Origin of the sequence: Maribrevibacterium harenarium (assembly GCF_006385675.1) — a bacterium.
GTDB classification, from domain to species: domain Bacteria; phylum Pseudomonadota; class Gammaproteobacteria; order Pseudomonadales; family Marinomonadaceae; genus Marinomonas; species Marinomonas harenarium.
In genome coordinates this window covers 52029-65864 of the sequence record NZ_VFRR01000002.1, presented here as the reverse complement: position 1 = coordinate 65864, position 13836 = coordinate 52029, and the positions used below count along the sequence as shown (strand labels likewise).

The 13836-nt window shown below is 48.4% G+C and carries 12 protein-coding genes; 8 read left to right on the top strand and 4 right to left on the bottom strand.

The genetic code is table 11. From position 1 onward, the window contains the following. The first annotated feature begins 37 nt into the window (after nucleotides 1-37). The gene (locus FJM67_RS01530; protein ID WP_140586920.1) at nucleotides 38-454 is read left to right on the top strand and encodes an RNA-binding S4 domain-containing protein; all 417 of its coding nucleotides are present in this window, start codon (nucleotides 38-40) and stop codon (nucleotides 452-454) included. A gap of 19 nt (nucleotides 455-473) precedes the next feature. Here the strand turns inward: FJM67_RS01530 and dprA are convergent, their stop codons facing one another. Then, complete coding sequence (dprA, locus tag FJM67_RS01525) at nucleotides 474-1727, bottom strand: DNA-processing protein DprA (RefSeq protein WP_181161398.1); 1254 nt, start codon at nucleotides 1725-1727, stop codon at nucleotides 474-476. 191 nt (nucleotides 1728-1918) lie between these two features. On the opposite strand from dprA, the gene def reads away from it, so the two are divergent. From def to ybaK, 6 genes are all read left to right on the top strand, one after another. Beyond that, nucleotides 1919-2428, top strand: coding sequence for a peptide deformylase (gene def / locus FJM67_RS01520; protein WP_140586918.1), 510 nt, complete (start codon nucleotides 1919-1921; stop codon nucleotides 2426-2428). A gap of 103 nt (nucleotides 2429-2531) precedes the next feature. Next, a complete protein-coding gene (gene fmt, locus FJM67_RS01515; protein ID WP_140586917.1) occupies nucleotides 2532-3506 on the top strand; it encodes a methionyl-tRNA formyltransferase in 975 nt (324 codons plus the stop codon). Then, nucleotides 3503-4822, top strand: a complete 1320-nt coding sequence (gene rsmB / locus FJM67_RS01510) for a 16S rRNA (cytosine(967)-C(5))-methyltransferase RsmB (protein ID WP_140586916.1) — start codon at nucleotides 3503-3505, stop codon at nucleotides 4820-4822. The genes fmt and rsmB overlap by 4 nt, the downstream gene beginning before the upstream one ends. Before the next feature lie 174 nt (nucleotides 4823-4996). Continuing rightward, nucleotides 4997-6370 carry a Trk system potassium transporter TrkA gene (trkA, locus tag FJM67_RS01505; RefSeq protein ID WP_140586915.1) on the top strand — a complete coding sequence of 458 codons (1374 nt, stop codon included), beginning with the start codon at nucleotides 4997-4999 and terminating at the stop codon, nucleotides 6368-6370. A 27-nt stretch (nucleotides 6371-6397) separates the two neighbouring features. After that, nucleotides 6398-7846 carry a TrkH family potassium uptake protein gene (locus FJM67_RS01500; RefSeq protein WP_140586914.1) on the top strand — a complete coding sequence of 483 codons (1449 nt, stop codon included), beginning with the start codon at nucleotides 6398-6400 and terminating at the stop codon, nucleotides 7844-7846. 15 nt (nucleotides 7847-7861) lie between these two features. Next, on the top strand, nucleotides 7862-8332 hold the full coding sequence (ybaK, locus tag FJM67_RS01495; protein ID WP_140586913.1) for a Cys-tRNA(Pro) deacylase: 471 nt from the start codon (nucleotides 7862-7864) through the stop codon (nucleotides 8330-8332). 9 nt (nucleotides 8333-8341) lie between these two features. On the opposite strand, the gene FJM67_RS01490 is transcribed toward ybaK, so the two are convergent. Beyond that, on the bottom strand, nucleotides 8342-9247 hold the full coding sequence (locus FJM67_RS01490; RefSeq protein ID WP_140586912.1) for a lysophospholipid acyltransferase family protein: 906 nt from the start codon (nucleotides 9245-9247) through the stop codon (nucleotides 8342-8344). A 199-nt stretch (nucleotides 9248-9446) separates the two neighbouring features. Between FJM67_RS01490 and gmhB the strand changes: the two genes are divergently transcribed. Continuing rightward, nucleotides 9447-10004 carry a D-glycero-beta-D-manno-heptose 1,7-bisphosphate 7-phosphatase gene (gene gmhB / locus FJM67_RS01485; protein WP_140586911.1) on the top strand — a complete coding sequence of 186 codons (558 nt, stop codon included), beginning with the start codon at nucleotides 9447-9449 and terminating at the stop codon, nucleotides 10002-10004. A 17-nt stretch (nucleotides 10005-10021) separates the two neighbouring features. Here gmhB and FJM67_RS01480 read toward each other — a convergent pair whose 3' ends face one another. Then, entirely contained in the window at nucleotides 10022-11161 is a 1140-nt protein-coding gene (locus tag FJM67_RS01480; RefSeq protein ID WP_235889955.1) for an MFS transporter, read from the bottom strand. A gap of 224 nt (nucleotides 11162-11385) precedes the next feature. Beyond that, nucleotides 11386-13809, bottom strand: a complete 2424-nt coding sequence (gene gyrB, locus FJM67_RS01475; protein WP_140586910.1) for a DNA topoisomerase (ATP-hydrolyzing) subunit B — start codon at nucleotides 13807-13809, stop codon at nucleotides 11386-11388. Nucleotides 13810-13836: the final 27 nt, after the last annotated feature.

Here is a 13836-nt window from a genome sequence, read left to right as displayed (position 1 = left end):
TCAATTTTTTATCTTTCATCTTTGTTGTCATCTACCTATGAGTAAAGCAGAAAAACAGACTGAATCACAAGCAGTAAGACTCGATAAATGGCTTTGGGCGGCACGTTTCTTTAAAACCCGTACTTTATGTAAGGAAGCTATTGATGGCGGCAAAGTCATGTACAACGGCGCCAAGGGTAAAGCGGCGCGCAATGTGGAGCTAGGGGCGCTAATAACCATCCGTAAAGGTTGGGATGAAGTCACCGTTGCCGTTAAGGGCCTCAGCGAAGAGCGTCGTGGCGCACCGATTGCACAGCAGCTATACGAAGAAACCCAAGAGTCCATCGAGAAACGTGAACGCCGCGCCTTAGAAAACAAATCCTTTGGTGGTCGTATTATGGCCGACCACAAACCTAACAAAAAAGAGCGTCGGGATATCAAGCAGTTGAAGCGGGATATTTTTAGCCAGTTTTAACACTAGCGCTTATTAACCACTAATGCTTTTGTAGCCGATACATTCCCTGCTGGTTGGTAATCACCCCAGTCAGCTCTAGGGACATCAATTGTTGCATCAAGGAGGGGACGTGACACTGGGTGGCCCGTACCAGCTCATCAAAATCCATTCCTTGGGCAGCGTCAGTTAGACATTGTAATACTTGTCTCTCCGACTTACTGTAGCCAGAAAAATCCCAGTGAACGGCCTGATCTGAACGCTCCCGATGAGGTGCATGTTGTTCGTTACTGGCAAACAATAATTCCGTTTGCTGGGGCTTGGCTGGGCTCTGATTTTGATGGAGGTTTTGCATCAGATCGCGGCATTCTCTGGGTAATTCATTCAGCACCTCCTCAACAGAAGTCACTAACGCCGCACCTTGCCGGATAAGTAGGTTAGTGCCGCCAGCGTTGGTGTCATAAATCCGCCCTGGAATCGCCATTACTTCACGATTGTGCTCCAACCCGTAGCGGGCGCTGATTAACGAACCACTCTGGGCTGAGGCTTCCACTACCAGTATCCCATAGCTGAGTCCGCTAATAATTCGATTACGAGGAGGGAATAGCTGTGGTCTCGCTTGAGTCTTTAGTGGATATTCACTTACCAATGCGCCACCGGTGTCGACAATTTGTTCAAAGAGGTGGTGATTCTGACGCGGATACAACGCCTGTAGCCCCGTTCCCATCACCGCAATGGTCGCTTGTCTGGCATTGAGTGCGCCCTGATGTACACAGGTATCAATCCCCATAGCACCGCCACTTATTGGACAAATACCAGCCTCGGCTAACTGCTGCGCCCAAGATTGCGCCACATCGCGACCGTAAGGGGAAGCGCGCCGCGCGCCAACGATGCCAATAGCAGGGGGCGATAACGCCATTACGGAGCCTCTGACATATAAGGTTACCGGTGCAACAGGAATGGCCTTTAGTATAGGCGGGTAAGCAGGGCTAGACGGTAACAATATTTGGTGCTGACGACTGTGTGCTAACCAAGCAAACGTATCGTCGATTTGCCGTTGTATGTTATCGCCCCAACGTCCATTTAAACCGTATAACGCTTGCCCGATGCTGTCTTTAGGCCATCCAAGCTGCTTGAGTAGCTCCGCAGAAATTTCCTGAGCAGGGGAGTTAGCGGAGTCAAGGTGAAGTAGATAGGTGGCCAGCTTGTTGAGGCGACCAGCCCCAACGCCATTCAAGCAAGAGAGGCCAACCCAAGTTTTCAGATCGATGCCAGCAAAGAGGTTTTCGATGGTCATATGCTCATCCATGTGCAAAGTTTGTCACGTATACGGGAAGTGACTCCCCAGTAAAGTTGCTAATATTCAATCACATTGGGTAAAACTTCGCCAGCAGCTAAAGAGCTTTACCGATTTCTACGGTACAATAACGACATAAACCTAGCGCCTAACACGAGTAGGCGCATCAGAATGAATAACTGGATAAAGATATGGCTGTACTACCTGTTTTAGAATTTCCTGATCCGCGGCTACGCAAAGTTGCAGAGCCGGTAACCGAATTTACGGACGCATTACAAACCCAAATCGACGACATGTTCGACACCATGTACGAAGAGAAAGGGCTTGGGCTTGCCGCAACTCAAGTAGACTATCATTATCGAGTGGTGGTGATGGACTTCTCTGAAGATCGCTCGGAACCCTTAGTCTTTATTAACCCCGAGTTCGAAGTATTGGATGAAGAGCCAAATGAATACCAAGAAGGCTGTTTATCCGTCCCTGGCTTTTACGAGCATATCTATCGGGCAGCCAAAGTTCGCGTTAAGGCGTTAGACCGCCACGGCAAACCATTCAGTTTGGATGTAGATGAGTTGATGGCGGTTTGTGTGCAACATGAAATCGATCACTTGGATGGCAAACTTATGGTGGATTACCTTTCTCCCCTTAAGCGTAACCGTATCAAATCCAAGTTACAGAAAGCCCAGAAAAAACGTGAAGGCTAACGGTTGCAGCGTGATAGTACCTTCCATTATTTGATCTCTATCTCGCGCTTCTAATTGATATCAAAATCAGGCCACGGCCTGATTTTTCGTTATAGGATTGTTTATGTCTGCTCCATTGAAAATCATTTTTGCCGGTACACCAGAATTTGCTGCTGCCAGCTTGCAAGCTTTGTTAGATCAACGCCAAGAAAAGCGCTACGAAATCGTTGCCGTTTACACTCAGCCAGACCGCCCAGCTGGCCGTGGTCAAAAGCTAGTACCTAGCCCAGTCAAGCAGCTGGCTCTAGATCATGGTCTCACGGTGAAACAGCCGCTGAATTTTAAAGAAGAGGCCGATCGGGCAGAGCTTGCCAGCTTTAACGCCGATATTATGATTGTGGCTGCCTATGGTCTGATTTTGCCAAAAGCGGTACTAGAAACTCCCCGCCTTGGCTGTATCAACGTACATGCTTCATTGCTACCCCGTTGGCGTGGTGCTGCACCGATACATCGCGCCTTGCTGGCTGGTGATGTGCAAACTGGCATCACCATCATGCAAATGGATGTTGGACTGGATACCGGTGACATGATTCTTAAGCACACTTGTGACATTAAGCCATCTGATACGTCCGCTAGCCTGCATGATCGTTTAGCACCTCTGGGCGGCGCAGCCTTGATTGCCGCCTTAGATCAAATTCAAGCAGGTACCCATACTGCTGAAGCCCAAGATAATAACCTCGCAAATTACGCCCACAAGCTGACCAAGGAAGAGGGCAACATCGACTGGACTCAACCCGCCGCCCAAATTGAACGCCAGATTCGCGGTCTTTGCCCTTGGCCAAGTGCCTACACGCAAACAGGCGCCGGTGTGATGAAGATTCACGCCGCTAGCTTAGTCAATGATAATGACCAAAGCGCCCCAGCAGGCCAGGTGGTACTGGTTTCAAAAGAAGGGGTAGGTATTGCTACCGGTGACGGTACACTATTGATTACTGAAGTCCAATTTCCCGGCGGTAAGCGCATTTATGTGCGCGATGCCCTGAATGGTAAATATCAGCAGACCCTTGGTTTAGGTGTAATGCTTGGGGAAAGTGTATGAGCACATCCCGTTTCATCGCGATCAAAGTTCTGACTCAAGTTCTACAGCAAAATGGCTCTTTGTCTACCCAACTGAGCAAACAGGTTAAGCACCTTGATGAAGGGCAAGGACTAATTAAAGAGCTTTGTTTTGGTGTTTGCCGTTTTTACCCGCAACTGAATACCATCGCCCTCAGCTTGTTACAAAAGCCTTTTGAAGAGAAAGATACAGACCTTTATGCCAACCTATTAATGGGGCTGTACCAGTTAGATCACATGTCTACCCCAGACCATGCGGTTCTACATGAAGCGGTGGAGCTCTGTCGAGAGCTGGACAAAGAGTGGGCGACTAAACTGACCAACGCGGTGCTAAGACGTTACCTACGGGAAAAGGAAGACATTCTGGCCAACCTAGTTAGCCAGCCATCCATGACTTACAACATGCCCAAGTGGTTGGTAAAACGTTTCCAGAAGTACTGGCCAGAACATTTGGATAGTATTATTGAAGCAACCAATGCCCATCCGCCAATGTGTATCCGGGTTAATTCAGCACAAGTTTCACGTGAAACATATCAGCATCAGCTCCTAGAAAAGGGCATTGTTTCACATGAAACATCCATATCAGAGTCAGGTTTATACCTAGATACCCCTATAGCGGTTCATTTGTTACCAGAATTTGCTGCGGGTGCTTCTAGTGTTCAGGATGAATCGGCACAACTTGCCGCTGAAATTCTGCAGCCAGCCCCAGGCGAGAAGGTGCTGGATGCTTGCGCCGCGCCCGGAGGCAAAACAGGGCATTTGCTTGAGTTGGCACCTGAGTGTGTATTGACAGCGGTCGAGCTGGAAGCTTGGCGTTTAGCTCGTATTGAAGAAAATTTGGATCGACTCGGCTTGAGTGCTGAATTGCATTGTGCCGATGCGGGTGCATTGGAAACTTGGTGGGATGGCCAACCGTTCGACAAGGTGATATTGGATGCGCCTTGCTCGGCCACCGGTGTCATTCGTCGCAATCCAGATATTAAGATCAATCGTAAGCCTGCTGATATCGAGGAACTTGTCGCGATTCAAAAGCAGTTGTTGGCGAAAATTTGGCAGACCGTTAAACCGGGGGGGTATTTGCTTTATGGTACCTGCTCTCTAATGCAGGAAGAAAATGAGCAACAAATCGCGGGGTTTCTCGAGTGCCATCAAGATGCCGAAATGCGCCCTCTGAATCATCTCAATGCAACATTAGCCTTGGCGGGTAATCTCACAGAACGTCCTTATGGAACCCAGTTGTTTCCAACCATACATGGCCATGACGGCTTTTACTATTGCCTACTACAAAAGCGCGCCTAAGCTCAGTTATACGCCTACCTAATTATTTTTAGGTAAATCTGCCTCAACACATTAAAACTTGAAATATATGGGTTTAAAATGTGTCCAACTAGTCCCTGCTGCTTTAGTCCTTCAAAGCGCAGGGCATTCCTTTTTTGATCGGGCACCCGCCAAGGTAGGTGCAGAGGCATATCCATGAAAATCATTATTATTGGGGCTGGGCAGGTTGGCGCCACTTTGGCGGAGAACCTTGCCAATGAAGATAACGACATCACCGTTATCGATACCAACAGTGTAAGGCTACGAGAGTTGCAAGATCGTCTCGACATACAAACCGTAATCGGTAACGGCTCTCACCCGGATATTCTCGATCAGGCTGGTGGTAATGATGCGGATATGCTCATTGCGGTGAGCAACCAAGATGAGATCAACATGGTAGCCTGTCAGGTTGCCCATACGCTTTTCAAAACCCCCACTAAAATTGGTCGCGTGCGTTCCAGTGCTTACTCACGCTATCCCCAGTTGTTTGCCGATACCGCGCTGCCGATCGATGTACGCATCAGTCCAGAAAAGGAAGTAACTAAACACATCACTCGGTTGATTCGTTACCCTGGAGCTTTGCAGGTGATGGAGTTCGCTGAAGGGCGAGTGCAATTAGTGGTAGTAAAAGCGGAAACTGGCGGGCCCCTTATTGATCAGCCAATTAGCTATTTGACGGAACATATGCCGTCGATTCAAACCCGAATTGCGGCTATCTACCGTAACGGTAAATCCATCAAGCCTGACGGTGATACCTTAATCCGCGCCAATGATGAAGTGTTTTTCCTGACCGCCCAAAGAGATGTATTGGATGTGATGGGGGAGCTGCGCCCCTTGGATACACCCTATCGCCGTATCATTATCGCCGGTGGTGGCAATATCGGTGAGCGTCTCGCCCAGGCCCTAGAAAAAGAATACCGAGTCAAAATCATCGAGCGGGATCCAGAGCGTTGTCGTTATCTCTCGGAGACCCTCAACAACACCATTATTCTCAACGGTGACTCTTCTAAACAGGAATTACTGTTAGAAGAGAACATTGAGTCTACCGATGTGTTCTGTGCTTTAACCAATAATGATGAAGCCAACATCATGTCTTCCATGCTGGCTAAAGTACTTGGTGTACGTACGGTTATGACCATCATTAATAACCCTGCCTACGTGGACATCGTACAAGAGGGCATGATTGATATCGCAATCTCACCCCAACAAACCACCATCAGCTCTTTGCTCAGCTACATTCGTCGGGGGGATGTGGTGAACGTTCACTCTATGCGTAAGGGAGCCGCAGAAGCATTAGAGGCGGTTGCCCACGGAGATTATCGCTCATCCAAGGTAGTTGGCCGCAGTATCGCTAACATCAATCTACCGGAAGGGGCGACTATCGGAGCCATCGTGCGTGGTGAAGATGTGATTGTCGCTACCGGTGACTTAGTCATTCAGGCGGAGGATCACGTGATTATCTTCGTCTCGAATAAAAAACAAATTCCTGCCGTGGAGCAATTGTTCCAGGTTGGCTTAACCTTCTTTTAATCGCCTTTATCCGAGACTCCATCGACTATGCATATTCAGGTCATCTTCCGCGTCATTGGGCTAATGATTATGGTCTTTAGCTTGACGCTGATTCCCCCCATCTTAGTGTCATTGATTTACAGCGATGGAGCACTGCAGGCATTTCTTTACGCCTTTGTGATCAACTTGGTTGGTGGTGCGGTGGTGTGGTTTCCGTTTCGGAACTTTCGTGGCGATCTGAAGATACGTGATGGCTTCTTAATCACCGTATTGTTTTGGTCGGTGCTGGGGCTATTTGGTTCCGTACCATTCGTGCTAACAACGGATCCGGAGTTAACCTTCACTGACTCTCTATTTGAGTCAGTATCAGCATTAACCACTACTGGGGCGACGATTTTAACTCATATAGATTCCCTTCCTGAGTCGATCCTGTTTTATCGCCAATGGCTACAGTGGTTAGGTGGTATGGGTATCATCGTATTGGCCGTGGCTATCATGCCAATGCTAGGGGTTGGGGGTATGCAGTTATACCGTGCCGAAACTCCTGGGCCAGTGAAAGACTCTAAACTTACCCCAAGAATCGCCGAGACCGCCAAGGCTCTTTGGTACATTTATGCCACCTTGACTGCCGTCTGTACCTTGGGTTATTGGGCGGCTGGCATGACCTTCTTTGATGCCCTGTGTCACAGTTTTTCGACCGTCGCCATTGGTGGTTTCTCGACCCACGATGCCAGTATCGGCTATTTCGATAGTGTGTTAATTGAAGCGATTTGTACGCTGTTTATGCTGATTTCGGCATTAAACTTTGGCCTGCATTTTTATGCTTGGCGCCACAAGAGTGTCTGGCACTACTTTAAAGATTCGGAAGCTCAGTTCTTCTTCTTTCTGCTGTTCAGCACCATTACCATGGCGTCCATCGTACTGGCGATTACCTCCACCTATGACTGGGCCACCTCGATTCGCTATGCCATTTTCGAGAGTGTTTCTATTGCCACCACCGCAGGTTTCGGCACATCGGACTTCTCAGTTTGGCCGCACTTCCTCCCTTTCTTGTTAATCGTCACCTCCTTTGCCGGTGGCTGTGCCAGCTCTACCGGTGGGGGTATGAAGGTCATTCGTATTCTCTTGATCCTGAAGCAGGGCTTCCGGGAAATTCAACGTCTAGTGCATCCCAATGCGGTTATTCCGGTTAAAGTCGGTGGCAAGGCAATTGAGGAACGGGTGGTTTCCGCTGTGTGGGGATTCTTCTCTGCTTATCTGTTGGTGTATGTGATGCTGATGATTGGCTTGATGGCAACGGGGATTGATCAGGTCACCGCTTGGTCAGCGGTCGCTGCAACTCTGAATAACCTAGGTCCAGGCCTTGGGGAAGTGGCTGCCAATTTTGCCAGTATTAACGATCCATCTAAATGGATGCTTTGCTTCGCTATGCTCTTAGGACGTTTGGAAGTATTTACTTTGCTGGTACTCTTTACGCCCATGTTTTGGCAACGTTAACACTTAGGAAAACCGATGACTCCAGCCATTTTACAGCTTAAAAAACTAGGTATTGCCCACGGTATTCACGAGTACGATCACGACCCAAACTGCCAAAATTTTGGTGAAGAAGCGGCTCAGAAGCTAAATCTGCCGCCGGAGCAAGTATTTAAAACCTTGCTGGTGAGCGATGAGAAACTGCTGTACGTGGCGATCGTTCCCGTTACCGGCAAACTGAATTTGAAGCGTGCAGCTCAAGCATTAGCCGTAAAAAAGCTACGCATGGCAACGCCACAAGAGGCTGAGCGTAGTAGTGGCTATCTGGTGGGAGGGATCAGCCCAATAGGGCAAAAGAAAGCACTCACTACCGTTGTAGATGCCAGTGCCGAAGCCTTTGATAAGGTATATGTCAGTGGCGGCAAACGGGGGCTAGATATCAGCTTAACCCCACAGGACTTGGCGAGAGCGTGCCGCCAGACTCGTTTTGCAGACATTGCAGAGCACTAAACTAGGGGATTATTCCTTTCCCCGATACTCGTTGTAGGGGTTCTTAAGCCCTTCAGGCGGAGTTTTGAAGCGCTTGTATTCCCATTGATACTGTTCTGGATGGGTAAGTACAAGCTGTTCAATGCCACGGTTCAGTGCCGTCAGTGATGTTTTAATATCATCACTGTAGAAGTCTGCGTCGACGGGATACGCCACCATTTCAAAACCTGTCGGTGTCTGGATACCGGCCACAATAAAGGCTTTTGCTTTGGTTTTATTGGCTAATTGACTGGCTAAAGTCATGGTGTAGGCCGGTCGACCAAAGAAGGGGGCGTATTCACCGCTACCTTTTTGGGGGACTTGATCTGGCAAAATTCCGACCACGCCGCCAGTGTTAAGGGTCTTCATGAGCTGCATCACACCACGACGATTCGTTGGTGCCAATTCTGCACCGGAACGCTCTCGGGCTTTAAGGATGAAAGCATCCAAGGCTTCGTTCTTTTGCGGACGGTACATGACTGTCATTGGGCGCACTGAGCAGATATAGTTATTTAAGCTTTCCCAATTCCCCATATGCGGCGCGATTGCCAGAACCCCATGTTCTTCTGCCAGCAGGGCTTGTTTAAACTCAGCAGCCCCAGGACCATCAACACAACGGCTCAATAACGTAGCACTGTCTTTAGTCCAAAAATGACTCATTTCTGCCGCGGTTTGACCAATCAACTCAAGCCTTTTGCGCAATATAGCCCGCTTCTGCTGCTCGGTGTAATAAGGAAAGCAGATGGATAAATTCACTAAGATCGCTTCCTTAGTGCGTCGATCTAAACGAGCCGCATTACCACCAACTTGACGTCCCAACCAGCGTACAACCCCTAGTGGGAGCCTACTTAATCCTGTTAGCAATGTGGTGGTATAGGAACGAGAAGAGTCAGCCATAGTTACCCAGCAATCCAAATCAATTTTTTAGTATTGTACCTCATCCCTTGTCCCTTACTTAACCACAAATTGTTTCACGTGAAATACTCTTTCTCTTTTAACATTACACTATCGAAATCATGGTGCTATTTGCTCTGTAGGGGGATTCCCTTAAACTAAGCCCACTTAATTAATTCCACCCCAGTAAATAGGAGCCCCTATGGCGAGTATCAAACCCATCATCCTGCTAGATAGAGATGGTGTTATTAACCAAGATTCTGACGCCTACGTAAAATCGGTGGAAGAGTGGATTCCTATCCCTGGCAGCATAAAAGCTATTGCAGCCCTTTCTAAAGCGGGTTTCCGAGTATTTGTGGTGACAAACCAATCTGGTGTTGGCCGTGGTTACTACAGTGAAGCCGTACTACAGGCAATGCACGATAAGATGGTGCAGCTGGTCACCGACGAGGGCGGTCAAATAGAAGGTATTGAATACTGCCCCCACACGCCAGAAGAGAACTGCCAGTGCCGTAAACCACTTCCCGGAATGATTGAAGCAATTGAAACCAAAACTGGCTTAAACTTCGAGCAACATCCCGCCATTATGGTAGGGGATTCACTGCGTGATTTAGAAGCAGGTAAAGCCCGTAGCTGCCATCCGGTGCTAGTGTTGACTGGCAAAGGTCGCCAAACCCAATATAAACAGATCGATTTCTATTTTGATGTCTATAGCGACTTAGCTGCGTTTACCCTTGCTACACTACATAAATACGCGTAAAGCAAGAGCTGCTGGTGTTAGCGTCCGGCGATCACCAGCAAACGCCACCAACGCCATACTAGCAATAATGCTAGCCCAAGCAGCAACGCTGGGAATGCGGCAACGCCCAAACTTTCGATAATCGGTCCAGTTAGGGAAGGGGCAACCAAGGCCCCCGAACCACAACACACAAATACGATACCAGTACGACGTCCAGTTAAGGTGATAATACTGTTGGCGTAGGCGAACATTAACGGGAACAGGGCCGAGCAGCCTAAACCAAGTACTAAGGCAATAAATGCTAAATAGGACTGGGACAGCGAGATCAACATAACTGAACCAAGGATACACAACCCCATCAGGCTATAAATCAGCGCCTTGGCAGGAATCCAAGTTTGAATCGGTACTGCGAATAAACGACCAAAAGATAAAGCCAAGAAGAACCATGAAATCAAAATTGCCGCTTTATCTTGCTGCCAACCTTCTAGCACCGCATAGGTAGAGAGCCATCCCGCGATGGTAATTTCAAAACCCACATATAAAAATACTACCCAGAGATAAGCATGGAAGCGTGACTTTTGTTTATCGGCCGCTATCGCTCCGGTAGTGCCAGAGGACTCAAAAGTCGGGCTCACTTGGCGCAGCAAAAGTATCGGAAACAATAAGCTATACAAGGCGATTAACCAGAAACCGGCACCAAAATCACCGCTTAACCAAGTAGAAAAGACAAACACAAACGGAACCAACATGGCGCCAGCGCTATAGCAAAGATGCAAAAAGGTAACATAGGAACCTGCCTTTTCTCGATGTAGCCATAACATCATCAAGTTGGCGCCGGTATTAATGGAAACTTCACTGGCTCCCAAAAAGAAAAAGATCACGATCAGCATCATCAAGCTCGTGGCCATCGGAATCGCCAGCAAACCGACAATAACAATGGCTAGCATCGCGATTAGGTAATGATGGCCAGCAAAACGGTCATACATGCGCGATGCCAATAACGCACCTAAAATATTACCCACACCGCGAGCGGTAAACAAAATCGAAATTTGACTAACCGACGCCTGAGCAATATCGGCAAGATACACCAGCGCGGGGCCCAACATACCAGCGACAGCACCGCAAACAATAAACATGGCGTTGTAGGTGAGGGTACGCTTCCATTCCTGTATTCTCATAGTCATCTCTCGATTATTCAGCTCGGTAGCAGTGAAGCTATCAATCAACTGTAGTGAATTGTGGGCGATTTAACCATGTGATCGGTAACAAAAGAAGCCTAGCCCCACTCTTAATCTGAACTTAAAGCCAAGCTAAAATCAGCACAGTTTCAGCATTCAGACACACAAAAGCCAGACCCGAGGGCCTGGCTTTTGTACTCTAGTAAGCCGAGTCTTGAAGCCGTTTACACGTCCAAGTTTGCTACCGATAGAGCATTCTCTTGGATAAAGTTACGGCGTGGCTCCACTTCATCACCCATTAATGTAGTAAACATTTGGTCTGCGGCAACGGCATCATCGATGGTCACGCGCAACATACGACGGGCCTCGGGGTCCATGGTGGTTTCCCATAATTGCTCTGGGTTCATTTCTCCTAGACCCTTGTAACGCTGGATCGACATACCGCGAGACGCTTCCTTCATCAGCCAATCTTTCATAGCTTCGATGGTGGTCACCGGCTGTTTACGCTCACCCCGTTGAATAAAGGACTCTGCACCAAATAGTTCATCAACGGTATTCGCTAATGCAACGATACGTTTGTACTCTGGAGAGTTGAAGAAAGCGCCTTCAAAGCGATAGTGATTGCTTACACCATGGGACATAATATCGACACTTGGTAAGTACAGATTACGCTCTTGATCAAACTCCACATTGAAGTCAAAGCGAAAACCTGTACGCACATCCAATGGCATCTGTGCTCGCAACGCTTCTACCCAATCACTGACTGCGGCTTTATCCGTTAGCATTTCAGAGGTCAAGGCTTTGCAGTACAAGAGTTTCGCCATCACATCTTGCGGATAAACTCGCGCCATACGCTCGATATCTTCTTCAATCTTGATGAAGTCACGTACCAGTTTCGATAGACCTTCACCTTGGATTGCTGGCGCACCGTCGTTGACATACAGTTGCGCACCATCAAGGGCAACTTCAATTAGGTGCTGCTCTAAGGCAGCTTCGTCTTTGATGTACTGCTCTTGCTTACCTCGCTTGATTTTAAATAGCGGTGGTTGGGCAATGTAAATATGACCACGTTCAATAATTTCCGGCATTTGACGGAAGAAGAAGGTCAACAGCAAGGTACGGATGTGAGAACCGTCCACATCGGCGTCGGTCATGATCACGATGCTGTGGTAACGCAGTTTATCCGCGTCAAATTCATCGCGACCGATGCCACAGCCTAGTGCGGTAATCAAGGTACCGACTTCGGCAGACGACAACATCTTATCGAAGCGGGCTTTTTCTACGTTTAGGATTTTACCTTTCAACGGCAAAATCGCTTGAGTACGACGGTCGCGGCCTTGCTTCGCAGAACCACCGGCAGAATCACCCTCCACCAGGTAGATTTCAGAGAGGGCTGGATCTTTTTCCTGACAGTCGGCCAATTTACCTGGCAAACCCGCGATATCCAGTGCTCCTTTACGACGGGTCATATCGCGAGCACGGCGAGCCGCCTCACGGGCACGAGCCGCGTCTAACATTTTGTTAACGATGATTTTAGCTTCGCCAGGCTTCTCAAGTAGGTAGTCCGCAAAACGCTTACTCATTTCCTGCTCGACTGCGGTTTTCACCTCAGAGGAGACTAGCTTATCCTTGGTCTGAGAGGAGAATTTCGGATCGGGCACCTTCACCGATACGATAGCAGTCAAACCTTCACGGCAATCATCACCTGTGGTTGCTACTTTTTGTTTCTTAGCGAGACCTTCTGACTCGATAAAGTTATTCAGGGTTCGAGTTAGCGCACCACGGAACCCTGCTAAGTGAGTACCGCCATCCCGCTGGGGAATGTTGTTGGTGTAACAGAAAATATTTTCTTGGAAGCCTTCGTTCCACTGTAACGCTACTTCTACCGCGATACCGTCTTCGAGATCGTCCCGTTGGCAACTGAAATGAAAAATATCGTTGATTGGGGTTTTGTTGTTGTTCAAGTGCGCGACGAAGGACATCAAACCGCCTTCGTAGTTAAAGAACTCTTCTTTACCCGAACGCTCATCTTTCAGATGAATCGCTACGCCCGAGTTTAAGAAAGACAGCTCCCGTAGGCGCTTGGCAAGAATGTCATAGACGAAGTGAATATTATTAAAGGTCTCAGCGGACGGTTTAAAGCGCACCGTAGTACCTTTACCATCAGAATCACCCACCACAGCTAACGGCGCTTGTGGTACACCATGTACATAGTGTTGCTCATAAACCTTACCGTTTTTGCGAACGGTCAAGGTTAGCGACTCAGACAAAGCGTTTACTACCGAAACACCAACACCGTGCAAACCACCGGAGACTTTATAGGAATTGTCGTCAAACTTACCACCGGCGTGCAGCACCGTCATGATCACTTCCGCCGCGGAGACACCTTCTTCGGGGTGAATATCAACCGGAATACCACGACCATTATCGGATACAGAGACCGACTCATCCGGGTGAATCACCACAGTTACCGTATCACAGTGTCCTGCTAATGCTTCGTCGATAGAGTTATCGACGACTTCAAACACCATATGATGTAAGCCGGTACCATCATCGGTATCGCCGATATACATGCCAGGACGCTTGCGCACTGCATCTAGGCCTTTAAGAACCTTGATACTGGACGAATCGTAATTTACTTCACTCATTTAACTCTCCTGCAAACCGTTGCTCGC